The organism is Pseudoalteromonas sp. SCSIO 43101, from assembly GCF_023650775.1.
In the GTDB taxonomy this organism is placed as follows: Bacteria; Pseudomonadota; Gammaproteobacteria; order Enterobacterales; family Alteromonadaceae; genus Pseudoalteromonas; species Pseudoalteromonas apostichopi.
In genome coordinates this window covers 426,013-448,916 of record NZ_CP072674.1, presented here as the reverse complement: position 1 = coordinate 448,916, position 22,904 = coordinate 426,013, and the positions used below count along the sequence as shown (strand labels likewise).

General features: G+C 41.3%; 19 protein-coding genes. 12 read left to right on the top strand and 7 right to left on the bottom strand.

Annotation, left to right across the window (positions count from 1 at the left end):
- Positions 1-17: 17 nt before the first annotated feature.
- Both J8Z25_RS19055 and J8Z25_RS19050 read right to left on the bottom strand, forming a co-directional pair.
- Positions 18-1,564 (bottom strand): IS3 family transposase gene (locus J8Z25_RS19055; protein WP_250661090.1). Its coding sequence is split into 2 segments (ribosomal slippage): positions 18-1,084 and positions 1,084-1,564, totalling 1,548 coding nucleotides; the frame shifts between segments, so codons are not numbered across the junction.
- 298 nt (positions 1,565-1,862) lie between these two features.
- Entirely contained in the window at positions 1,863-2,168 is a 306-nt protein-coding gene (locus J8Z25_RS19050) for a hypothetical protein (protein WP_130052954.1), read from the bottom strand.
- 113 nt (positions 2,169-2,281) lie between these two features.
- On the opposite strand from J8Z25_RS19050, the gene J8Z25_RS19045 reads away from it, so the two are divergent.
- From J8Z25_RS19045 to J8Z25_RS19035, 3 genes are all read left to right on the top strand, one after another.
- Positions 2,282-3,205: a LysR substrate-binding domain-containing protein gene (locus J8Z25_RS19045; protein ID WP_250662062.1), complete on the top strand. Its 924-nt coding sequence runs from the start codon at positions 2,282-2,284 to the stop codon at positions 3,203-3,205.
- A 136-nt stretch (positions 3,206-3,341) separates the two neighbouring features.
- Positions 3,342-4,034, top strand: a complete 693-nt coding sequence (locus J8Z25_RS19040) for a hypothetical protein (RefSeq protein WP_250662061.1) — start codon at positions 3,342-3,344, stop codon at positions 4,032-4,034.
- Between the two features lie 183 nt (positions 4,035-4,217).
- A complete protein-coding gene (locus J8Z25_RS19035) occupies positions 4,218-5,252 on the top strand; it encodes an IS110 family RNA-guided transposase (protein WP_250661092.1) in 1,035 nt (344 codons plus the stop codon).
- A gap of 506 nt (positions 5,253-5,758) precedes the next feature.
- On the opposite strand, the gene J8Z25_RS19030 is transcribed toward J8Z25_RS19035, so the two are convergent.
- Together J8Z25_RS19030 and dgt are read right to left on the bottom strand one after the other, a co-directional pair.
- Positions 5,759-8,029 (bottom strand): hypothetical protein, encoded by a 2,271-nt coding sequence (locus tag J8Z25_RS19030; RefSeq protein ID WP_250662060.1) that lies wholly within the window; start codon positions 8,027-8,029, stop codon positions 5,759-5,761.
- A gap of 108 nt (positions 8,030-8,137) precedes the next feature.
- Positions 8,138-9,595: a dGTPase gene (gene dgt, locus J8Z25_RS19025; RefSeq protein WP_130052950.1), complete on the bottom strand. Its 1,458-nt coding sequence runs from the start codon at positions 9,593-9,595 to the stop codon at positions 8,138-8,140.
- Positions 9,596-9,959: 364 nt separating this feature from the next.
- Here dgt and J8Z25_RS19020 point away from each other — a divergent pair, with 364 nt between their 5' ends.
- On the top strand, positions 9,960-11,159 hold the full coding sequence (locus J8Z25_RS19020; RefSeq protein WP_130052949.1) for an alkaline phosphatase family protein: 1,200 nt from the start codon (positions 9,960-9,962) through the stop codon (positions 11,157-11,159).
- 230 nt (positions 11,160-11,389) lie between these two features.
- Here the strand turns inward: J8Z25_RS19020 and J8Z25_RS19015 are convergent, their stop codons facing one another.
- Positions 11,390-11,926: a protease inhibitor BamI-like protein gene (locus J8Z25_RS19015; RefSeq protein WP_250662059.1), complete on the bottom strand. Its 537-nt coding sequence runs from the start codon at positions 11,924-11,926 to the stop codon at positions 11,390-11,392.
- Positions 11,927-12,121: 195 nt separating this feature from the next.
- Here J8Z25_RS19015 and J8Z25_RS19010 point away from each other — a divergent pair, with 195 nt between their 5' ends.
- From J8Z25_RS19010 to J8Z25_RS19000, 3 genes are all read left to right on the top strand, one after another.
- On the top strand, positions 12,122-13,069 hold the full coding sequence (locus tag J8Z25_RS19010) for an ATP-grasp domain-containing protein (RefSeq protein WP_130052947.1): 948 nt from the start codon (positions 12,122-12,124) through the stop codon (positions 13,067-13,069).
- A 142-nt stretch (positions 13,070-13,211) separates the two neighbouring features.
- A complete protein-coding gene (locus J8Z25_RS19005) occupies positions 13,212-14,360 on the top strand; it encodes a benzoate/H(+) symporter BenE family transporter (protein WP_250662058.1) in 1,149 nt (382 codons plus the stop codon).
- A 12-nt stretch (positions 14,361-14,372) separates the two neighbouring features.
- The gene (locus J8Z25_RS19000; protein WP_167657359.1) at positions 14,373-14,684 is read left to right on the top strand and encodes a cupin domain-containing protein; all 312 of its coding nucleotides are present in this window, start codon (positions 14,373-14,375) and stop codon (positions 14,682-14,684) included.
- A 33-nt stretch (positions 14,685-14,717) separates the two neighbouring features.
- Here the strand turns inward: J8Z25_RS19000 and hemH are convergent, their stop codons facing one another.
- Positions 14,718-15,740, bottom strand: coding sequence for a ferrochelatase (gene hemH, locus J8Z25_RS18995; RefSeq protein ID WP_130052945.1), 1,023 nt, complete (start codon positions 15,738-15,740; stop codon positions 14,718-14,720).
- A 77-nt stretch (positions 15,741-15,817) separates the two neighbouring features.
- Positions 15,818-17,125 (bottom strand): response regulator c-di-GMP phosphodiesterase, NosR family, encoded by a 1,308-nt coding sequence (gene nosR / locus J8Z25_RS18990; RefSeq protein WP_250662057.1) that lies wholly within the window; start codon positions 17,123-17,125, stop codon positions 15,818-15,820.
- Positions 17,126-17,220: 95 nt separating this feature from the next.
- Between nosR and J8Z25_RS18985 the strand changes: the two genes are divergently transcribed.
- The 5 genes from J8Z25_RS18985 to J8Z25_RS18965 all read left to right on the top strand — a co-directional run bounded on the left by J8Z25_RS18985 (position 17,221) and on the right by J8Z25_RS18965 (position 22,798).
- A complete protein-coding gene (locus J8Z25_RS18985) occupies positions 17,221-18,180 on the top strand; it encodes a sensor histidine kinase (protein WP_167657361.1) in 960 nt (319 codons plus the stop codon).
- Positions 18,181-18,262: 82 nt separating this feature from the next.
- Entirely contained in the window at positions 18,263-18,913 is a 651-nt protein-coding gene (locus J8Z25_RS18980) for a UPF0149 family protein (protein WP_167657362.1), read from the top strand.
- A 316-nt stretch (positions 18,914-19,229) separates the two neighbouring features.
- Complete coding sequence (locus J8Z25_RS18975; protein WP_250662056.1) at positions 19,230-21,773, top strand: TonB-dependent receptor plug domain-containing protein; 2,544 nt, start codon at positions 19,230-19,232, stop codon at positions 21,771-21,773.
- Positions 21,774-21,890: 117 nt separating this feature from the next.
- Positions 21,891-22,325 (top strand): Xre family toxin-antitoxin system antitoxin, encoded by a 435-nt coding sequence (locus J8Z25_RS18970; RefSeq protein WP_119853251.1) that lies wholly within the window; start codon positions 21,891-21,893, stop codon positions 22,323-22,325.
- A complete protein-coding gene (locus tag J8Z25_RS18965) occupies positions 22,325-22,798 on the top strand; it encodes an RES family NAD+ phosphorylase (protein WP_250662055.1) in 474 nt (157 codons plus the stop codon). The genes J8Z25_RS18970 and J8Z25_RS18965 overlap by 1 nt, the downstream gene beginning before the upstream one ends.
- Positions 22,799-22,904 lie beyond the last annotated feature (106 nt).

Below are 22,904 nucleotides of genomic sequence, written 5' to 3'. Positions count from 1 at the left end.
TCGCCTCAAGTTAAATTTTATGCCGCCCGCATTTCTTCTTTTTTCTCAGGGTTTAAATTTACTTCATTTATCATTGACCAGTCTCGTGACTTTCCTGACCAACGACTTGGGTTATTCAATTTAGCTGCGTCGTTTACCTGCTGACGCTTAGCTAATATTTCTTTATCTAAACCTGAATGACGTTGGTTTGGCGTCACAAATTTTATACCACTGTGTAGGTGCTCATTATTGTACCAATCAACGAACCCACTTACCCATTCTCTTGCTGCGCTTATATCTTCAAATGCCTTTTCTGGGTATTCTGGGCGATACTTTAACGTTTTAAATAACGACTCAGAGTATGGATTGTCATTACTTACTGACGGTCGACTAAATGATGGCACAATCCCTAACTCCTGTAATGTTGCCAGTAATGTCGCGCCTTTCATTGGGCTACCATTATCTGAGTGCAACGTGACTTGCTCGCGCTTTATTTGCTCCCGACTGCAAATATCCTTCATTAAATCTGCGGCTAATTCACTTAACTGTGTGTCGTAAACCTGCCAGCCAACAACCTTTCGACTAAAAATGTCCATCACTAAATATAAGTATAAAAATTGCCCTTTTACGCTCGTTGGTAAATAGGTGATATCCCAAGTGTATACTTCATTTGCACGCACTGCTTTCAATGCTCTTGGCTTTTTCATCGGCTTAGCTGGCTTTACTTTTTCTCTATGCGTTAATAAGTTATGTGCCTTCATGACACGATAAAACGAACTTTCAGACGCTATCCATATGCCCTTATCAAGCAGCTTAGGGACTATTTTACTGGCCGGTAAATGCCCATATTCGGCTGAATTAACCGTATTAATAATGCGCTGCCGCTCTAACTCTGTGAGACGGTTTGGCGGCTGTTTTTTCGTACTCGTCCGTTTGTCAGTCATATCGTCTGCTTCAATCCATCGCTGAACGGTTCTTAGTGTCAGTCCAAGTAACTCACATGCCTTTTCTTTCCTTGCCCCTGAAGCCTGTGCGTTTGTGATAAGCGTTATTAATTCATGTCGCTCAGTCGCTGTTGTTAATCGTCCTCGTTGAAACCCCAAAGTGCATCCGCTTTTTTTTTGAGCACAAGCAGAGCGGCAGTTTCAGCTAAGGCCTTATCTTTGCGATTCAGTTCTTTTTGCAGTTGCTTTATTTCTTGCTTAAGCTGTTTACTGTCTGACTTTACTGTTTTATTTGAAGGTGGTGTTACTAAGTCTTTCTTCCATTGCTGAATATGATGCGGATAAAGCCCTATATTACGGCAGTATTCATTTATGGCGGCTTCATCTAAACTTCCACACTCAATGACCGCGTTGAGCCTTTCTTCTAAACTCCAGTCTTGTGGTCGTTTTTCTGCTGTCATTTGGCTACCCGTCTGGTGTATTTCAAGTTGATGCTTTTTTGCCAGTGCTATCCAACGTTGTAACGTTGAATAACCGACACCTAAATCATCTGCAATATCTTCTAAGCGAACATCATCACATTGAGATAATGCTTTTTCAACAGCTTGAACTTTAAATTCTTGTGTAAATTGACGTCTCATTTTATTTGCCTCTGCTAAATGTTAGAGGCGACAACTATCCTGACACAGGGGGCTGCGCGCTACACAGAGAAAAGCCAATACTCGCAAAGAGGATAAGAGACGCTGCGCTTTAGAGGTAATTAACTAATTGGCTTAATTTAGTATCTCATTGTCTTCTCGTTCACTTCTCTTTGTGAATAATAGATTTGGACATTTTATAAAATGTTGTGCGCGAAACATATTTCACGCCGACAGGTAAAAAAACTAGGCTACTGGGGAAGTACTGCATTCGTAGCCTAGTTTAACAAGGTTGAAAGGGTTACAGCATATAGAGAATTTGCTTGGCTTTTTTTCGGGTTAAACAAGCGGCCATTGGGCGTTTTGCAAACAGCTTGGCTGAGACAGTATGCTCTTTGCCCATGTATTGGTTGTGCAGAGTTTGCACATTGACTTTGCAGGTCACCGAATTTGTGTTTTCTACATAACGAATTTCTACTCGTTCTACTTTTTGAATTAAGTTTTTATAAGGGTAGCCTTCATCGGTATCAAGCTGCGTTATTACCGGTTGATTGGCATAACTAAAGCTTGAGGCACACAAAAGTAATAAAATAATTAAGTATTTCATGGTGGTTGTCCTTGTCTTGTTGCGGTTGGCTGTATGAGTATTACTTGTGTTACGACTACTGACAAACGATTAAAAATTACCTATGCTTAAGTTTTTATTAACCATGAATGCGTATGCAGTTACCTCCATTAAAAAGCCTTTGGTACTTTAAGCACGCGGCAGAGTTAGGTAGTTTTAAGCTCGCGGCAGAGCAATTATTTGTTAGCCAAGCTGCGGTTAGTCAACAAATTCGCCTGTTAGAACAACAGCTTGATTGCAGTTTATTTACTCGTCATACCCGCTATGTAGAACTAACTCGCCAAGGCGAACAACTTTTGCCCCATGTACTTAAGGGCTTTAGTCATTTGCAGGCTGGTGTACAGGCTGTTAGTCAAGATAGCCACCCAAATACGTTAAACTTAACTGTGTTACCTTCTTTCGCCAGTGGCTGGTTACTTGGTCGTATTAGCGATTTTCAAAACAAATACCCCAATATCAAAGTGCGTATAGAGCCTAGTGACCAACTTGCTGACTTTTCATCTGGACAGGTCGATTTAGGTATTCGATTTGGGCAAGGTAGTTACCCGGGTTTGCATAGTGAGCTTATCAGTGACGACAGCCTATTTTTGGCTTATAAACCTGGTGCCATTGATGTTCATAAGCCCCTAAAACCACAGGTTCTGGCACAAAAATTAATTAAAGATGTGTGCCCAGATGCAGAGAGAGGCTGGTTAACTTTGGCTCAGCAACTAGCTGTCAGTCCAGATGCGCTCCCCGCACTTGAAATCGATAACGCAGCATTGGTTATTCAAGCCACGTTAGCGGGGCAGGGTATTGCATTGGTAAGACGGCGCTTAATCGAAACTCAACTTCAACTTGGTCAGCTAGAGATTTATCCAAACTTTGAATATCAATGCCAATTTAAGTATTACCTTGCTGCGCCGCCCGATCATTTTAAATGGCAAAAAGTACGGCTGTTTAAAGCTTGGTTGCTTGAGCAGTTTGCTATGGATGATAAGCAGTTTGATAGTGGAAATAATCAATCTGAAGACTTTTAATAAGTATTGCTCGTGGGATATGTAAAAGCTTGCACTGGTAATTTATCAGTCTTTTAGGTGGGTTTAGCGCAGATTTCTTGCAGTTTTATTAGAAACTGCTAATCTGTACCCCTAACTTTTACAGTGACGTAAATTAATGATTAAACGGATTTTAATGACAACAGCGTTGTTGTTGCCTAGTTTTGTCTGTGCGCAGCAATCAACTCCTTCAGAAGCTTGCCAATCTATGCATGCAGAACGTGTAGAGTTACAAATAGCCCTGCGCAAAACCAATCTTCTCGACAAAATTGAAGCTTATAAACAACGCATCCAAAGCTTGTCGGCACGAATATCTGAAACATGCTTTAGTGAAGAGCAAATAGCAGAGCTTAAATCGTCTTTGTATAACCCTGACATTAATGAGCTTGAAAACACTTTGGCAGAGCCATTAACTGAGCAAGCCTACATTAGCAAACAAGCTGCATGGGAGCGCTTTTATGTTATGCCGCCACGTTGTGCTGCTCGCTCACTACAGCTGCAAAATCTAGAGTCGTGCTTTGAAAATAAGCAAGTTCAGTTTCAGCAGTTTGATATGTTATGGCAGCAAAAAAATGCTCAACTTGCCCGAACAGAAGCAAAGCCTACTGACCCTTTTCATGAGTTTGTATTACCCAGTAAAGCTGAGCGCGCAAAAATTAGTATGGAGCAAGAGCTAAAGCGCTACAGTTATGGTACAGATTCGTTTTTACCAACTAACATTATTGTGTTGTGTGTTTTAGCTGTACTGGTGTTTTTTGGTTTGATATTTGTGTTTCATTGGATAATGCGCCCACGGCCAGTGGTTAAGTGAGTATTTAGTTAGCGAGGGGAAAGGCGCAGGAACTAGGCGCTAGGACGCGATGTAAAATCGCTGCTACGAGCTTGATTTCAATTGTAGGAGGTCTTGTAGGAGATGTATGGACTCCTCCCCCAAATAGGGTGAGTACGGTATAAAGAGATTGGACAATTACTTTTACCAATAAGGAATCCATACATGTCAAAATTTAACCTAATTAGTATCGACTTGGCAAAAAATGTTTTTCAAGTCGGTAAGTTTTTTCATCAAAAACTACAAAGTAATAAAGCGGTGAGCAGAAAAGAGCTACTAACCATACTCACTACGTCACCTCGTTGTAAAGTTGTCATGGAGTCATGTGGCGGTGCTCATTATTGGGCACGCAAAGCGCGTAGTGTTGGTCATGAAGTCGTGATTCTAGACCCTCGATTTGTCAAAGCATTTAGAGTTGGCCAGAAAACGGATGCAAATGATGTCATTGCAATAGCTGCGGCTTCTTTCTCACCCAATGTTCGCCCGTGTAAATCACTGACACAAGCACAGCAAAGCTTACAATCAATCGAGCGAATGCGTGCGTTAGCTGAAAAGCAAAAACGGCAGTTGGCTAATCAAGTCAGGGGCCTGTTACTTGAATTTGGAATTGTAATCAAGCAGTCAGAATGCGCGTTTAGGCAAGCTATCCCTGAGATTCTAGAAGATAGCGATAATGGATTAACCGCTGGTTTAAGGCAGTGTATAGCTCAGTGCTATGAATTATTTAAAGCGCAATCAACATTAAAAGAAACATTAAATGAGTTACTGATAGGTTTAGTAAAACAAGATGAGCAATGTGAACGCTTACTGGCACTTGAGGGTGTCGGGCCTATCACAGCGGTTGGTTTATTAATAAGCTTAAGTGACACAGCCCATTTTACGAGTGGACGTAATGCGGCAGCCAATGTTGGTGTCACCCCGCGCCAGCACTCAAGTGGTGGAAAAGTACGAATAGGTCATATAGCCAAATACCGTGGCGAGATAACATTACGGAGCCACTTGTTTCTCGGAGCCAGAGCAGTCATCAGTCAGTTAAAGCATCGAGAGCCAAAAACGAAAAAAGAACAATGGCTCAAAGCATTAGTTGAAAGACGCGGTGTGAAGTGCGCCGCCATTGCGTTAGCAAATAAAACAGTTAGGACAGCGTATGCCATGCTGAAAAAGGGCACGAGTTATGAACCAATGCTACTGACAAATTAATATTTAGCCTTCGATAACAGAAACAACAGTATTGACCAAGAACCTGCGTTAAGCGGTTAGACCCACCCTTGATAGCCTGTAAAGTACCTGGCGTGTTAAAACACCGAGTAGGAGAAGAGGCACAAGGGCGCGAATACATCAAAGGGCCGAGGTAGCTCCTCATTATGAGCCCGCATATAAGCACGCAGTCTGACAAAATTAACGAAGGGTATTGTGCAATAGGAGGAGTCCATATAAGGTACTTTAGTGCCGAATAGAATCAAACATAATCCATGTAAACCTTTTCAAATTTTCTATATTCAGACGCGAAACAAGTTTCACGCCTACGGGGGAAGCATAGGCGTAAGGGTTTAGGCGCTAGGACGCGATGTAAAATCGCTGCTACAGACTCGCATCTCATTTCTCGCTACTTTTCCCTCGTAACTTAAGACAATTCCCGGCTAAAGCCAGTCCTACGGGCTTTAGCCTCGAAACTTGTAACTTTCTCCTTGTAACTCGTAACTTTATCACTCATCCGTTTTAAACTGTTTGGCGCGCTCTTCTGCGTCAATCAAGGCTTGTGATTTTGGCTGTTTGGATTTGCTTTCAATCACAGGCTTCTCGTCTGAACTAGGATCCCAAGCAGGGTCAAGTGATAAGTTGGCAAATGGGTTATGTGGCTTATCATCTTGTTGCTCTAACTCTTTATCAGCTTCTTTAAGCTCATCGTCGTCATTTAACTCTTTAGAAACATCAACCGTTTCTTCAATTGGCTGTGTCTGCTCCTCTAAACTAAATGAAGCGGGTTCATCTTGCAGCTCTTGCTCAAGTGCTTGTAAAGCTTTAGCTAAATCATCATCGCTAATATCGTCTTGATCAGCTGTTGTATTTGGTGCAGTGACTGTTTGATCTTGTTCAGTGAAATGATCAGTAAAAGATAAATCATCATCCATTAATGAAGATAAGTCATACTCAGGTACCTCATCTTTTGCAGGTTCATCATCAGCGATAGGCTCTTTAGTTGAGTATTCATCAAAACCAAACGATGAAGATGCAGTAAAGCTAGGCTCTTCAATTACTGGCTTTTCAAGTTCGTCAATTTCAGGTTTTTCAAGCTCTTCTATCTCAGCTAAAACTGGCTCATCGTCAGCGATAGGCTCTTTAGTTGAGTATTCATCAAAACCAAACGATGAAGATGCAGTAAAGCTAGGCTCTTCTATTTCTGGTTTCTCAAGCTCACTAATTTGAGGCTTTTCAGGCTTTTCTATCCCAGCTAAAACTGGCTCATCGTCAGCGATAGGCTCTTTAGCTGAATATTCATCAAAACCAAACGATGAAGATGCAGTAAAGCTAGGCTCTTCTATTTCTGGTTGCTCAAGTTCAGTTATTTCAGGAGCCTCTAGTTCTGGCTCTTCAAATGGCTGGGTCTCAGTGATTCGTGGTTCGTCTTCTGCGATAGGCTCTTTAGTTGAGTATTCATCAAAACCGAAAGAAGATGTAGTAAAGCTTTGATCTCCTAAGGCCGGTTCATCTTGCTGAACGTCATCAGATTGAGTATCTACTTTTTCGTTAACGGTGAACGATGAAGAAAGGTTTGCGAGTTTAAGCTCTTGCTCTAGCTCGCGTTGTTCATCTAAAAAGTCATCTTCAGAATCATGCGTGTTTTTCTCGTCGTAGCCAAGTTCAAGATCTTTAAATTGATGGGCATTAGCAAAATCATCTGCAGGAGCAGGTTCTGCTGATGTTTTAGATTCTTGCTCGTCTGTATCATGCTGTGCACTAAAGTGCATAAGTTCAGATAGTTCATCACTGCTTTGTGTTTCGATTGCCGAAAAAGCATTGTCAGGTACTATATTGTTGTCCGCATGCGGATGATCTTGTTCTTCACTAAGCACGGCGGCAGTTGCATTTTTTAACTCTTCAGCTTCTTTTTCAGCGGCAGCTTGCGCTTCTGCTGCGGCTTTTAATGCTTTAGCTTGCATCAAGCTTTGTTCAAGCTCTGAGTCTTCGTCTGCTTTTTTGCTTTGACGAATACGCACAATCACTAAACCTGCAACAAGTAGCACCAACAACACAATTAGGCTTGGCATAAATAATGAGCTTGAAGAGCTATCATTGTTTTCTGGAATAGGAGCTGGAGTTGGCGTCGGAATAGGTATTAGCGCCGAATCTACTTTTGTTTCAGGTTCAACTGGTTTTTCAGCAGGTGCTGTTTCAGCTTCAGCACTTTGGGGTTTAACTGCAACAGCTTGCTCTTGAATTGCAGGGTTGGTAGTTGATTCTACTACAGGTTCTTCAGGAGCATCAGAAATCGTAATTCGATCAACTTTTGCTGGCATTTCTGTTTGCTCTGCAAGTGTTGAACTTTGCTCTATTTGCTGTTGCTGTGATACAGGCTCTTGAACTTGGGGTTCTGCAGCTAATTGCTCTGGCTGAGTTTGCTGTTCGTTGATTTCAGAAGGTTGCTCAACAGCTGGTGTAGTCTCTTCTTCAGGCGTAGCTAGAATTGCACCAGAATGTACATTAGGGTTGGCTGCTGTCGCTGAATTAACAGGAACGATTTCTTTAGTTTGTTGTTCTAGTTTTTCAAAGCCAGCTGCGTTATTTACAGGGGTGGGATTTTTACAGTTTTTTTCATAGTTTCTGGCAGCAGATCGGTAGTTCTTATTGCTGGTATTAAAGCGATACTCGTGCATTTGCTGTTTTAACAAAATACACATAGCTTCGTTGTACTGCGCTTTACTCGTAAAGCTTAAGCTTAGGAGTAATAAGCAAAAAGTTGTTCTAATAATTGGCATAAGTTCAGACCAGTAAGGTTTAATTGATGAGCCGACAGTTAATTAATTCTAAGCTGAGACGGGTAATTTATCCACATTAGGTTAACAAATTACGACTATTCGTATTAGCTAATCAATTACCATGAGCGCACGGTATTCGTCGTAAGCAAATTGGTCGGTCATACCGCTGATATAATCTTGAATTAGGCGGCAGCGATAATAAAATTCGTAGGCGGCAAAATGATCTGGTTCGGCTTTTAGGGCATCAATGGCTTTTTGGTAACTATTTAAATGTTTATTAGACAGCTTTTTAACTAGGCGTGTTTCAATTAAATAGTTTTGATCGCCTCTTAAAACACGCTTAAAAGCTTCTGCATCAAGGGTAAGTAAAGGTTTATAGCAATCGAGTAAACCGCTAATAATACGGTAACCTTGCAGCTCTAATCGCTCTACTTCTTTGTGGCAAAATACATGCTTTAAAGCTACCTGTTTTAAAGTGAGCGTAACGGCGTGCAAGTGACTGCGGTCTTCTAATAAAGCCTGATTAAAATCACCGTGATAAATGGCTTCTATATTATTAATAAACCGGTCTGCCGCGTAACTTACCAATGGGTGTAGCAAAGTAACTCGCAGATAGATAAAAAACTCACTGTTAAAATTGTAGGGCTGCTCTTGAGCTTTACTTAATGCATAATCAATCGCTTTTTCGGCAAAGTCACTGTGCTTAGTATCGTTAATGGTTAGGTTAGTGAGTGTGCGGGTGTATTGATCTTTTAGCTTTTCACATAGCGATTCAACACTAATAATGCCCTTTTCTACGGCATCTTCAATATCGGCTAAACAATACGAAATATCGTCGGCAGCTTCCATAATATAGCTAGCAGGATGACGGCAGTATTGCTCAATTTCGAGCTCAGTTTGCAGTGCATCTATAAAAGGTTTTTCGCTAAAGTAATAACCCACTTTTTTCATCAGGTAATTTTTATCTTGCGGACTGTCTTTTTTCGTCATGCTGGCCGGGCGGGTGTATTTTAAAATTCCGGCACTTTGGCTGTAGGTTAAGTTTAGTGATAGTAATGAATGAATTATGCGAATACCTTGGGCATTACCTTCAAAGCTTTTGATGTCTTGTGCTAGGTGTTTAAAGATCACACTAATGCCAATACCTTTACAGCGCTCTGGTGTTAGTGCGTCTAAGTGTTTTTCAAACCATTGGTTGATGGCTGCCTCGCCAAAGTGACCAAATGGCGGGTTGCCGATATCGTGCATTAGGCACGCCATTTCTACTAGGCTTTCAAGCGGTCGTTCAAGCCCCGCTAGGCCATACTCTTTTTGTTTTGCATCACTAAGCTTATTAAAAATTGTTTGTACTATAAAACGGCCTACTTGTTGTACTTCAAGCGAGTGAGTTAGTCTTGAGCGCACTGCGGCGTTGCGTTCGAGTGGAAAAACTTGGGTTTTTTGTTGCAAGCGGCGAATTGCAGCGCTGTTAATAATGCGGCCCCGATCACTTTCAAGCGCAGTGTGTAAATTATTGGTAGAACGCATTTCGCGTGCTGGAGTTATTTTCTTACCAAAATCGATCATTTCTCATTCCCACAAAGCGGTAAAATCGGGCTTTTGCGTGTTGTTAGCAAAATTTTGCCAGTTATTAAATTAAATCTAACAGCTTGTATCTTAAATTAAAATATCCATTTTTATTAAAGTTATTACTTTAAATAAGGACCTTTATTCATATATTATTCAGTTTTACGCACTTCTTTATTATCTTTAATTAGAAAGGAAAGCCTTTTGGCTGTATAGAAATGATGTCGGAAGTGACAGATTTAAAGTAAATGGTTCACGTTTAAAACGTAGTGTGAAAAAGCTAGAAAGCATGATCACAAAATTTTCAAAACAGTTTGATAAAGTCACTGAGCAAATCAACAAATTGAATTAAAAAGGGTTTCGCATGCGTATTTGGCAATTAGTTTTAGCAAGTTTATTAGCGTTCAGCTCGATAGTAAAAGCGGAGCAAGAACAATCGGTCGTACTTATTTCGATAGATGGGTTTCGTTGGGATTACATTGAAAAACACCATGCAAAACATTTAAAAGCAATCAGTGAGCAGGGCGTTAGAGCAACTAAAATGCGCCCTGTTTATCCGACCAAAACTTTCCCTAATCATTTGTCGATTATCACCGGTTTATTACCTGTTAATCATGGCATTGTTGAAAACCGCTTTTGTGATACTGAGCGCAACGATTGCTACAAAATGGGTAAAGGGAAAGACGATAGTACATGGTTTAGTGGCATTCCGCTTTGGAACCTCGCACAAATGCAAGGATTAAAAGCAGCAACCTACTTTTGGCCTGAGTCAGATGCGCGCTTTAACGGCATGCTGCCTGATTACTTTTATCATTATTCTAAACACAGTGATTACCAAAAGCGTGTTGATCAAATTATTCAGTGGTTAAGCTTGCCAAAAGCACAGCGCCCACGTTTGGTGATCAGTTATTTTTCGCTGGTAGATAGCATGGGACACGAGTTTGGTCCTGATGCTAAAGAAACCTATGATGCGGTGCAAAAGTTAGATAGTTTAATGGCGGATTTATCTAGCCGCTTAAAAGCGCTTGATGAAAACATTAATCTAGTGATTGTGTCTGATCATGGTATGGCGTCTGTTGATCCAAACCTTAGTATTAAAATTGATAGCCTACCTCAAGACGAAAACTTTATAGTGCAAAACACCGGTCCACGTGTTTTATATTATGCAAAACCAGATAGTAAAGCCGACATCAGTGGGTTTAGTAAAAAGCTCGCAAAAGCGGCTGAGGGTCGTTACATCGTGCTAACTGAACAGCAAAAGCGTGGTTATCACTATAATAAAGGCCCGCGAGTTGGCGATATTATTTTGCAAACCGATGCACCTCGTGTGTTCACTGATAGTAAAATGGCAGGCTATTTGGGCACTCATGGCTATGCCTATAGCGAAGATATGGCTGCAACTTTTATTGCCAACGGACCTGCCTTTAAACAAGGCCTACGTGTAGATGAAGTAAGTAATTTAGATGTATATCCGCTTATCGCCAAAATCCTTGGGCTTGAGATTTTAAGCCCAATCGATAGTGACGGCGCAAGTTTATTCCCAGTGGTAGTTGAAAAGCTGTGAGGGGAAAGGAAGCTGTAAGCTTTAAGTCATAAGTTTTAATTTAGTTTGTGGCTGACCTTGCCAAGGTTAAATACGATATCGTAGGCGTGAAATTTATTTCGCGCGAAACAAGTTTCACGCCTACAAGTGAAAACGTTTGGCGCTGGGCGCTAGGATTTAGGCTCTTTGACGCGATATAAAATCGCTGCTACAGACTAATATCTCACATCTCGCATCTCGAAACTCGTAACCTATAACTTTGTCACCCAGCCATATTCACCATGGCTTTGAAATTTATAACTTTGGTTATTGGCATCAAATTGGCCTTGTAGGGTATTTTCTGTGAGGGTCATCACCGCTTGATAGTCAGCTTTAGCATGAGCATTGACCTTCCCAAACACACTTCTATCGCCATTACTGGCTTCTATAATGTTACTGATCTCTACGGTGTAACTAAGATATTCGTCTATTACTAAAATAAAGTTATCGCCGGGTTGTAAGGTTTTAAGGGTATCTAAATCAAACTCGCTGAATGCGGTGTTTGCTAACTGTTCGGGTAAACGGCCTTGTTTATATAGGTAATCGTGTGCGCGGTCAGATAACTGGTTAAGGGGCGCAGTTAAGTTCACAATTGGCTGCGGGGCTATTTGAACTGCTTCAGCTTTGTAAGAGGCAACAAACTGCTGAGTGCTGGGTTTTGTTTTAAAACCATCACTTTGAATATGCCATTCATTCAGTGCAAAGGCTGTAAGCGGCAAAATAAAGATTAATGCAAGCGTCCTGTTCACATGTTTCTCTTACGGGTTTTTATGTTAACTTACTGTTAGTTTTTACCTTAAGTTAACAAGTTGGTCAATAGATAATCAGTAAGTAGTTGCTTTTATTATCGTGTCGATAAAATTAATTTGTTTTACTCGATTGCTAATGCTGAGCATAATCCGCGTTTTTTTGTCACTGAAACTCCAAGATTAGAGGTACCGACCATGCGCGGCTGGATCATTTATAAAGATAGCCAAGGTTTGTTAAAGCAAGAAACCTATGAAGTAGAACGTTTACTTGCGGCAGCAAAAGAAGAGGGTATAGAGTTACAGGTTTATTCGCCTGATCAATTTGATCTCACTATCACTCGTGAAGATGGTAAAAGTATTTTAATTGATGGCCAGTCAGTACAACTACCAGATTTTGTTATTCCTCGCATGGGTGCAAGTACAACGTATTTTGCGCTGGCGATTATTCGCCACCTTGAGCGCTTGGGTGTTTACTGTGTAAATAGCTCGCAATCAATTGAAACAGTTAAAGACAAACTGTTCGCGCAGCAAATTCTAGCTGAGTGTAATTTACCAACGCCAAATACTATGCTGGTTAAGTTCCCAGTGAATATTGATTTAGTTGAAAAGCAAATTGGCTTTCCTGTGGTTATTAAAACCTTATCAGGCTCGCAGGGCAGTGGCGTATTTTTATCAAAATCAAAAGAAGAGTTTGATGACTTAATGCAGCTTATTGAGGCTGCAAATCCACAAGCAAACATTATTTTACAGCAGTTTGTTAAGTCCAGCCATGGCCGTGATTTGCGAGTACTTACTATCGGTGGCCGTGCTGTCGCGTGTATGGAGCGTAACTCGCAGGGTAAAAACTTTAAAGCCAATGTGAGTGCCGGTGGTACAGGTAAGTCATTCCCTATTACACCAGAAATTGAATGGCTTGCTACACAAACTGCTAACGTACTTAATCTTGATGTAGCGGGCATTGATTTATTGTTTGATGAGCAACACTTCAAAATTTGTGAGGCAAACTCAAGCCCAGGTTTTGAAGGCTTAGAAGGTGCACTGGGTATTGATGTAGCCAAAGAAATTTTGCACTTTATTCGCATTCGCTTAGGTATTTTCGATAAGCCTACCGTGGTCAAAGAGCCTTGTTTAGAGGTGGTTTAATTTTGTAGAAGGCGTGTTACTAACACGCCTTTTTTGTCTCATCTGTATAGTAATCAAATCTTAAAATACTACAAAAGTGTACAGTGCCATTTAGCAAATCATAGGATATGGTAGATTTTTAATTGCCATGGAGTATGTGTACATGAGTCAGCTCATCAGTCGAGCAACTGCGGGGTTAGTGGCCGTTATTATTGGTTTTACCAGCTCAATAGCGCTTATTTATCAGGTTGTTATGGTTTTAGGTGGCACGCCTGATTTAGTTGCTAGTTGGGTGCTAATGCTCGGTCTTGCTATGGGGTTGAGCTCAATTGCTTTGTCTTATTATTATAAAGTGCCCATTCTTATCGCTTGGTCAACAACTGGTGCGGCACTACTTATTTCAAGTGCCCAAGGGTATAGCTTAAATCAAGCTGTTGGCGCGTTTATGTTCTCTGCGGTGCTGGTGTTTTTGTCTGGCATTACTGGCATATTCGAAAAAATGATGAATAAGATACCAAGCCAACTAGCTTGTGCCATGCTTGCTGGCGTGCTGGTGAATTTTGGTATTGGTGTATTTAATTTTATGAACGAGCTACCTTTAGTGATTGGTTTAATGGTGGCCGTATATTTGTGCGGGAAACGCTATTTCCCGCGTTTTGCTATGCTTGCCGTGGTTGTGGCTGGCTTTTTAATGGCAGGCCTAACGGGTCAAATAGATACAACTAGTTGGCAATGGAGAATGAGCGAGTTTGCTTATATTGCTCCTGAGTTTGATCTTAACGCTATGATAAGCGTTGGTTTGCCGCTATTCATTGTGACTATGACATCGCAAAACTTACCAGGTATTGCCGTGTTAAAAGCACACCATTATAAAGCACCCGTGTCGGCCGCTTTAAATGTTACCGGGCTATTAAATGTGATTATTGCGCCATTTGGTGGCTATGCCATTAACCTTGCGGCCATCACCGCTGCCATTTGTATGAGCCCTGAGGCGGATAAAGACCCAAGCAAACGTTATTGGGCAAGCATTGCTGGTGGTGTGTTTTACATTATTATGGCGCTCCTTGCAGCTACGCTAGTTGGTTTGGTAGCAAGCTTGCCACAGGCATTGATTTTGGCGTTGGCAGGCATTGCCCTATTTGCAACCATTGCCAGTAGCTTACAGCAAGCATTAACTGAGGCGTATTATACCGAAGCCGCTATCGTGACCTTTTTAGTCACAGCTTCAAACCTAACTTTATTCTCGGTCGGTTCTGCATTTTGGGGAATTGTTGCAGGTACGGTGACCTTGGTTATGACTCGTAAAGATTGAGGGATTTAAACGATGCAAGTTATACGAAGTCGCGAATTCACAGCTGATCGAGCTTGGGGGGCATTAGATATTGCCAATATGAAAGGTATTACAACACGTTTGCATTGGACAAATAAACCTTACAAATGGCATATCAATGATGGTGAAGAAGTTTTTGTGGTGTTAAGTGGTCAGGTCGAAATGCTTTATAAGCAGCATGGTGAAGTATGCGTTGAGCTTCTCAATGCAGGGGATATCTTTTTTGCCAGTGTTGGCACGGAGCATGTTGCAAAGCCTAAGGGAGAAGCGCGAGTTTTAGTTGTCGAGTCGCAAGGCAGTGTATAATAAAAAAGGCCCCAAATTTGCTGGGGCCTTTCGTTATTTAAGTAATGGTTTTATCACTTCAAACATGGCATTGATATGGTCATCACGGGTATTCAATGCAGGTATATAACGGTATTTATCACCGCCTGCATGTTCAAAAATTTCGCGATTTTCACCTTCTATTTCTTCTAATGTCTCTAGACAATCGGCACTAAATGCAGGGCTGATGATTGCAATATCTTTAATGCCTTCAGCAGGGTAGCTTTCAAGTGTTGCGTCAGTGTAAGGCTTTAACCATTCTGCTTTACCAAAACGGCTTTGGAATGTAGTTACAGCAAAGTCTTTCTCAAACCCAAGTTTTTCGGCAACTAAACGAGTAGTTTGCATACAAAAGCAATAGTATGGGTCGCCATTTTCTAAAAACTGTTTAGGTGTACCGTGGTACGAAAACACTAGCTTTTGTGGTGTGCCGTGGGCATTTAAATCTTCGCTAATGCTAGCAGCTAAAGCATCAATGTATATAGGGTTATCGTGATAACCATTAATAAAGTGAAGCTCTGGTACCCAGCGCCACTTACGCAGTACATCTGATACCGCATCAAACGTTGAACCAATGGTGGTGCTTGAATATTGCGGGTACATTGGCAGCACAATAACGCGTGTGATGCCTTTTTCGCGAAGCTCTTCAAGGCCAGCTTCGATTGATGGGTTACCGTAGCGCATCGCCATAACTACATCGGTGTCTTGGTGTCCTTTTTCCTTTAAAAGGGCTGCCAGCTTTTTGCTTTGCTCTCGGGTAATGTGAGTCAATGGTGAGCCGTTTTCAGTCCAGATACTTTTATAAAGTGCCGCTGAGCGTTTTGGGCGTAAAGTAAGTACAAAGCAATAAAGGATGATCATCCAAATAAAACGTGGGATCTCAACGATGCGAGGATCTGATAAGAATTCGCGCAAGTAAGTTCTAAGTGCCGCGGTAGTAGGTGCATCTGGGCTACCTAAGTTGGTCAATAAAATGCCCGTTTTTTTGTTGAATCGGCCATCATGTGGCTTATCGGTTATGGCGGAAAATCGCGACACTGAGTGCTCCTTTAGAAGTAATCGTAATATAAATCACATTGTAACGAAGTAAGCTGAATATGTGATCACTTTATTCGCTAATTTTTGATCATGATTCTGAAAGGATTTGGTTTTTTCGTTTCAAGTTGTTGTAGCTTAGCAATTGATTTGGCACCGAACACATGCCCTTTTGGTAAAAGCAAGATACCGTCATAGCTTCTAAGTGCATGGCCGAGTACCATGCCTTTTTTAAGATCCTGTGCCGTGAGAATCTTCATAGTGCCCACTTTTTGATCACTAGCACAGCTGATTTTAAGGCTCCCTAACACTTCTAAAATCTTTGGATGGTAGTGAGTACCGCTATATAATTGTAGCTGATCGAGTGCGCTTTCATAACGGCTGTTGTCATTTACTGTGATATGAGCAATTGCTTGCCAAAAATCACGCGCTACAGCTAATATCATTGCCGTAATTGGAATTTCTTTACCTTTTAAACCCTTAGGTGTGCCGGAGCCATTGTAGTGTTCAAATTGGTAATAAATTGCTTCAGATACATCATGTAAATGGGGAGCGGGCATTAGCATTAGCTGAGCGGTACTAGGGTGTGTGTAAAATAACTTTTTTTGGTTCTCTGTAAGCTCTCTGGTTGGCTTTTTATAAAGCTCTGGCTCCATGGCAAGCAAGCCAATTTGTGCTAGGTAGCCTGCCATTTCTGCCATTTCAATATGTTTTTTATCTAAACCAAGATGTTCAGCAATTTGTTTGCTGGTAGTGGCAATGTTTTGTGCTTGCATACCATCAAGGTATGGGTTGGCATTAATAAAGTTATATAAAATCTCAAAGGTACTGCGATGCTCGTGTTTTTCACGTTCGTTTACTTCTTCTAGTTGTTTGAGCACTTTTCGAATTTGTAGAGTGCGTTTTTCGACCATTTGCTCAAGGTTGTTGTTTAGCTCTTTTAACTGGCTATTTTGCGCTTTTATTTTTTGCTCTAACTGCTTGCTTTGGCGCTTTAATGAGGTTTTTTCTATGCCATCACTGATGTTGCGCAGCAGTAACTCATTTTGCCAAGGTTTTTGAATGTAAGCATGGATCCTACCTTTATTGACCGCAGCAATAGTGTTGTCGATATCTGAGTAACCAGTTAACAAAATCCGTTGAGGCTCAGGGTCTATATTGAGTGCTTGCGCAAAGAAGTCAGCGCCATCTATGTTTGGCATTCGCATGTCGCAGATAATCACATCAAAACTATAGGTAGCTAAAATTTTTAGTCCCTCAAGTGGATCTGCACAGGCTTTTGCAGTGATGTTATTCGCTGATAACAATCGCAAAAGAGTCCGCAAGACGATTTCGTCATCATCGATGCATAAAACCTGAATATGTTGTTTGCTAACTTTTTCAGCCATAGCGCTTTACTGTGAATCATCGTTAATCAATAACATAGCCTTAAATCCAGCCTTGTGCTAGGTTTTAAAAGAGACAAATAAAGTTTGAGATGAAAATGGATGACTTTAAGCAAGCCTACTTATTAGAAAAAGCGGCCAGAGAAGAAGCTGAGCAATTGCTTGCAGATAAAAGCAGGATTTTAGTGGCATTAAACAGTGAGCTTGAACAAAAAATTGCTGATTTAAAACACCATCAAGCCATGTTTATTCAAGCTGAAAAAATGGCTACTTTAGGAACACTCTGCGCAGGGGTTGCGCATGAAATAAATAACCCGCTTGCATATAGCATCAGTAATGTTGATTGTTTAAAAAACTATTGTGATTACTTTAGTGATTTGCTCGCTGTGTGCGATGAGTTTGCTTGTAGTGAAACCGATAAAGTAACATTCTGTAAGCAATTAACTGAGCTAAATAAATTGCATTCATTTCGCTTTGTAGCCGAAGAGCTACCTGACTTAATTAGCGATACCTCACAAGGATTGCAAAGGATCAGTAAAATTGTTGCTAATTTATTAGATTTTTCGCGGCCCAAAGGTCACGACAAGCAATTTGCTGATATGACAGATGCAGTAAAAAGTGCCGTAAAACTATTAGCAAACCAACTGCGTGATTGTAATTTACATACCCAGTACAGCCCTATATCACAAAGTTGGTGTAACTTACCTGCAATAAGCCAAGTGATAGTCAATATCCTAATTAATGCAAAACAAGCCTGTGATAATCAAAAATCAAATGCTGAAATATCTGTTGCAGTATATGAGCTCGAACAGCATATTTATATAGATATTGAAGACAATGGCGCCGGCATGTCAGAAGAAACCATTGCGAAAATATACGATCCCTTTTACACCACAAAACCTGTTGGAGAAGGCACCGGCATGGGGATGACCATGGTGTATGCCATAGTGCATGAACATCAAGGCTGTATTGATATTCAAAGTACAGAAGGAATGGGCACACGAATTAGCTGCGTGTTTCCTGTGCAAAGTCAGGTCAGGAAAACTGTAACTAGCTGACAGTATTTCAGTTGTTGCAAAAATTTGTGAATTCGCTAGGGTAGGAATACACCCATAGCAAACCAACATGCAAAGGCTCAATATGCTAAATCAACAAAGTTCGGATGTGTTTAAAAACTACCTCGCGAGTCAAAGCGAGACTAATCAAGTTAGTTTGGACCAAGTGCTTGGCTATATGTCTGGTCTATTGGCCTGCTCAGAGTTTTTTGGGGAATCAGAATTAGCAAATTATATTGCTGACAATGATGAGTCGGTGTTTAACACTTTAATGACAGATTCAGAGCCTCGCGATGCGATGATTGAATTGCTTGATAACATCACCGAAGCACAAGTTGAACAAAAGAAAATCTTAGCAGAATTATACCCAAATGAAGTAAACAGCAATGAGCCAAGCCAAGCATTGCAGGACTTTTGTAGCGGCTATATTGCGGCGTATATTGTGAACCAAGATATTTGGCACAGCGACTTACAATTTTTACTTAAAGCTGATGATCAGCAAGATAATGAAAGCGAAGATGGTCAGCTGTTTATTGATAATTTTGAAGCAACTCTCGATTTACTAACGACCTTCGCGATGTGGGATCAGGCGCTGGCAAATCACCCTGAACCAGAAAAACTAGGCGAAGGGTTTGTCACCTTCTTTAATGCGCTAGACGAGAGCTTATCTGAGATTGCCACTATGGCGTTAATGCTTGAAGATGAAAAACTGGCGATGCTTGAGCAAGATCAGTAAACATTTCCCTTCTCAGTAGAGATAAGCTGATAGTTGCATTATTTTGCTTATTTCTACTGAAAAACGAATAATTTCTGTTTGTAAAGTCCTATTAATACTACAAATGGGAATGTTTATACCTAAGTCGTACCTTATTTTTCTTCCCTTTTGTGTATTTGTTGATAGGATGTTATGTAAGAGTTAACTCGCAGGCTTGAGTTAACTTTCAAAAATCGTGATTTCTAAAATCAACAACACGTGCTTAGTGCTTTTCTTAATTTCTCCAAAAGGGGCGTTTTTTTGTTTTAAGGAAAGCCGGAATATCAACAGGATACACATGACAACACATTCTTTAAGTATGCTGGCCGTTGCGGTTAGTGTGGCTGTTTCTGCGACTTCAGTGCAGGCAGCAGAGCAAGCATCTGCTGCTAAAGCAGATAAAAACATCGAACAAATCTCAGTATTAGGCTCACGAGTTGCCAATCGTACGGCTACCGAATCAACATCGCCGGTTGATTTGATTGATGCTGACGACTTAAACAAAGGTGGTTTCACTGAACTGGGCCAAAGTCTGCAAGCGACGGCTCCTTCATTTAACTTTTCTCGTACGCAAGTGTCAGATGGCTCTGACTTATTTAGACCTGCGACTCTTCGTGGTTTACAGCCAGACCAAACGTTAGTGCTTATCAATGGCAAACGCCGTCATAACCAATCTATTTTTGGTTTAAATGGTACTGTAGGTGCCGGTGCTGCGGGTACCGATATGAATGCGATTCCTCTTACTGCGTTAAAAGGCGTTGAAGTACTTCGTGATGGTGCTGCTGCGCAATATGGTTCTGATGCGATTGCCGGTGTTATCAACTTATCGTTAAACGATTCAACCGGTGTTACAACGGGCTATGTGCAAGCTGGTAGCACGGGTGAAGGCGATGGTGACACTATTTCAATGGGTTTAAACCGTGGCTTCGACTTAGGCGATGAAGGCGGTTTCATTAACTTTTCTTTGGAATACCGTGATGCGGATGGCACCAACCGCGCAGAGCGTGATATTGGTGGCTCAGTTGATGTGCCCGCTGGGACGCTATCTGATGATGTTCGCTGGGGACAAGGTAATGCTGATAGCGAATTTACCTCTGTGTTTTATAATATGGCGTTACCTTTTGGTGAGACCGAACTTTACTCATTTGGCGGATACTCAAACCGTACTGCGCTAGGTAATGGTTTTTACCGTAATTTTGACCAAGCAGCGAAGAACGTTGTGCAAGTATATGGCGATGGCTTTTTACCTCGCATAGATAACGAAGCCGAAGATATTTCGTTTTCACTTGGACTGCGCGGTGAGTTAACTCCAGATTGGAGCTATGACGTATCTGCCGTATATGGTGAAAATAGCTATGATTTCACATCTAAAAACACGCTAAATGCGTCGTATGCTGCTGAATATGTGGCGAATAACCCTGATGCAAGCGATGCTGATATTGTTGCAAATGCAGGCCCTAACGGCGGGTACTCAGGGGGTTTTAGATTTGACCAAACGACTATAAATGCAGACCTCAATGGTATTGTCGATATTGGCCGCAGCGAGCCTTTATATGTATCTGTGGGGGCTGAATATCGTAAAGAAAACTATGAGATCGTGCCGGGCGAAGAAGCCTCTTATGCGTGTGGTTTAGCTAATTCAGATACTTCATACCCTGCGGTAAACGACAGTAGCGTATTCGCTGAGTGTGGTTTCCAGGCATATAACGGTTTGCGCCCTGAAGCGTCAAATGAAGAGAGCCGTCACAGCTATGCATTTTATGTAAATGCCGAAACGCTGATCACGGACGCATGGCAAGTAAGCACAGCGCTTCGTTATGAAGACTTCTCTGATGCTGGTGATGACATCATTGGTAAGCTCGCAACACGCTATGAAATTACCGATGACTTTGCTGTTCGTGGTGCTATTTCTTCTGGCTTTAGAGCACCATCTCTACAACAAAGTGCGTATACAGCTTACACCACAAATTTAGGTGCTGGTGGCGTATTACTGCAATCATTTACGGCAACAGCAGGCTCTGATTTCCCCTCAGCACTGGGTGTTGATAACCTCGGTCTTGAAAGCTCAGAAAACTTAAGTGCAGGTTTTGTTTATAACGTAACAAGCGATTTATCACTGACCGTAGATTTTTATCATGTTGCAATTAAAGACAGAATTACTCTTGGCAGCTTAATGTCTGCGGATGATGTGGCATTTAGTGCCGAAGCTGTCGCTGCACTTAATGCAACAGGGGCACAGCAAGCTAACTATTTCTCAAACTCGGTTGATTCAACCACCAAAGGTGTTGATATCATCGCTTCGTATCGCACTGATTTGTACGATGGTAATTTCTCAGCAACGTTTGCAGGTAACATTAACGAGACTGAAATTGATGATGTGAATGCACCGGAAGGGATTCCTGAGTCAATTGCCCTTGATGATTTACAACGTAGTTTCTTAACAGACGGTCAACCAGGTGAGCGTGCAACGTTAACATTTGAATACGATCGTGGCGATTTCAACAGCATGCTACGCTTTAATTATTATGGTGAAACAGACGTTAAATACTTTGGTAATGACCACATTGGTTTGCCTGATCAATTATCACCTACAGGTGAGTTTAAAGACACAAGCACTGTTGAGTCAGCAGTATTAGTTGATGTTAACCTTGGTTATCAGTTAACTGACGAACTGATGCTATCGGCGGGTATTGATAATATCTTTGATGTAACCCCAGACGAACTTGGCGAAGACGAAGCTCTTGATTTTATTACTAATCAAGCATTCAAATACCCTGTTCGTGCATTACCTTATGGTTTTGATGGTATGACTTACTACGCAAAACTGAGTTTTAGTTTTTAATTCCTAAGTTGAAGTGAAACTTAAATAGCGCCTCAAGGCGCTATTTTTTTGCTTAATTGTAGTATCCGACATTTGTCGCTATAATAAGTGACAGTTGTCTTTTTGGCGAGGTGGAAAATGAATGCTGTTGAAACTGATTATTTAGGTGTGGTGACTGATGGTCGAGTGACTATCAATTCAAATACTCTTGATGAAATAAGTGTTGCAACACAAGGCGTGACAGTCAGTGCGATTAAATCACTCGCTAAAGAGCTAAATTGGGACGCTAATAGCTTAGCAGCCTCAATCGGTACCACTATGCGTACACTCGAAAGATATAGTAAAGACCGAAAGCGGTTGAATGCCAAGTTGAGTGAAAATGCGTTAGAAGTGGCACGTATTTCGTCACAAGGGATTGCTTATTTTGGTGATGTTAAACGCTGGAACGAATGGCTTAGCACCCCTAATATTCAATTTGCTAATCAAGAGCCAAAGTCGGTGATCCATACAATCCGCGGTCGTGAGCTTATTAAACGCGTGATACTAGGGCTTGAGTACGGGTTTACCGCTTAATGATTTGCTACCGAATAGCACCCAAAGTACATAATGATCTAGCTAACGCGTTATCTGGGCTGGGTGGTTTGTATGCACAAGGACGGTGGCATTTTGTTGGTAAACCTATTGTGTATACGGCAAGTTCACGCTCTTTAGCAATGCTTGAGCGATTAGTGAATGACACAACGGATATTTTAAGTACAAACCTGAGTATTACAACGATTCAAATCCCTGATGATCTCAAGATTATTAGGCTAGTAGCTAGCGAACTTCCAAAAGCATGGGATGATCACCCCTACATTACAGAGACGCAAGCGTTAGGTTCTGATTGGCTAGCATCGATGGACGCAGCCGTACTTCAAGTTCCTTCTAGCATATGTCCTGACGAATACAATTTTTTAATCAACCCATTGCACACAGACATAAGCAAAATAAAATGCATTGATAGTAAAGACTTTTTCTATCCAAATCGATTGGCTGTAAAGCTTTGAAATAGTTATTGAGGGGAAAGAGGGGAAGTTTGCGAGAGTAAAGGGGAAAGTTTGCGTGTTTCGAGGTGCGATACGAGACATGAGACAAGAGATGCGAGATACGAGT

Coding starts and splice junctions, on each gene's coding strand:
- J8Z25_RS18965 (WP_250662055.1), top strand. CDS start 22,325: ATGATTTGCTACCGAATAGCACCCAAAGTACATAATGATCTAGCTAAC.
- J8Z25_RS19035 (WP_250661092.1), top strand. CDS start 4,218: ATGTCAAAATTTAACCTAATTAGTATCGACTTGGCAAAAAATGTTTTT.
- J8Z25_RS19020 (WP_130052949.1), top strand. CDS start 9,960: ATGCGTATTTGGCAATTAGTTTTAGCAAGTTTATTAGCGTTCAGCTCG.
- J8Z25_RS18975 (WP_250662056.1), top strand. CDS start 19,230: ATGACAACACATTCTTTAAGTATGCTGGCCGTTGCGGTTAGTGTGGCT.
- J8Z25_RS19045 (WP_250662062.1), top strand. CDS start 2,282: ATGCAGTTACCTCCATTAAAAAGCCTTTGGTACTTTAAGCACGCGGCA.
- J8Z25_RS19010 (WP_130052947.1), top strand. CDS start 12,122: ATGCGCGGCTGGATCATTTATAAAGATAGCCAAGGTTTGTTAAAGCAA.
- J8Z25_RS19005 (WP_250662058.1), top strand. CDS start 13,212: ATGAGTCAGCTCATCAGTCGAGCAACTGCGGGGTTAGTGGCCGTTATT.
- J8Z25_RS18980 (WP_167657362.1), top strand. CDS start 18,263: ATGCTAAATCAACAAAGTTCGGATGTGTTTAAAAACTACCTCGCGAGT.
- J8Z25_RS18985 (WP_167657361.1), top strand. CDS start 17,221: ATGGATGACTTTAAGCAAGCCTACTTATTAGAAAAAGCGGCCAGAGAA.
- J8Z25_RS19040 (WP_250662061.1), top strand. CDS start 3,342: ATGATTAAACGGATTTTAATGACAACAGCGTTGTTGTTGCCTAGTTTT.
- dgt (WP_130052950.1), bottom strand. CDS start 9,595: ATGATCGATTTTGGTAAGAAAATAACTCCAGCACGCGAAATGCGTTCT.
- J8Z25_RS19050 (WP_130052954.1), bottom strand. CDS start 2,168: ATGAAATACTTAATTATTTTATTACTTTTGTGTGCCTCAAGCTTTAGT.
- J8Z25_RS19000 (WP_167657359.1), top strand. CDS start 14,373: ATGCAAGTTATACGAAGTCGCGAATTCACAGCTGATCGAGCTTGGGGG.
- J8Z25_RS19030 (WP_250662060.1), bottom strand. CDS start 8,029: ATGCCAATTATTAGAACAACTTTTTGCTTATTACTCCTAAGCTTAAGC.
- J8Z25_RS18970 (WP_119853251.1), top strand. CDS start 21,891: ATGAATGCTGTTGAAACTGATTATTTAGGTGTGGTGACTGATGGTCGA.
- nosR (WP_250662057.1), bottom strand. CDS start 17,125: ATGGCTGAAAAAGTTAGCAAACAACATATTCAGGTTTTATGCATCGAT.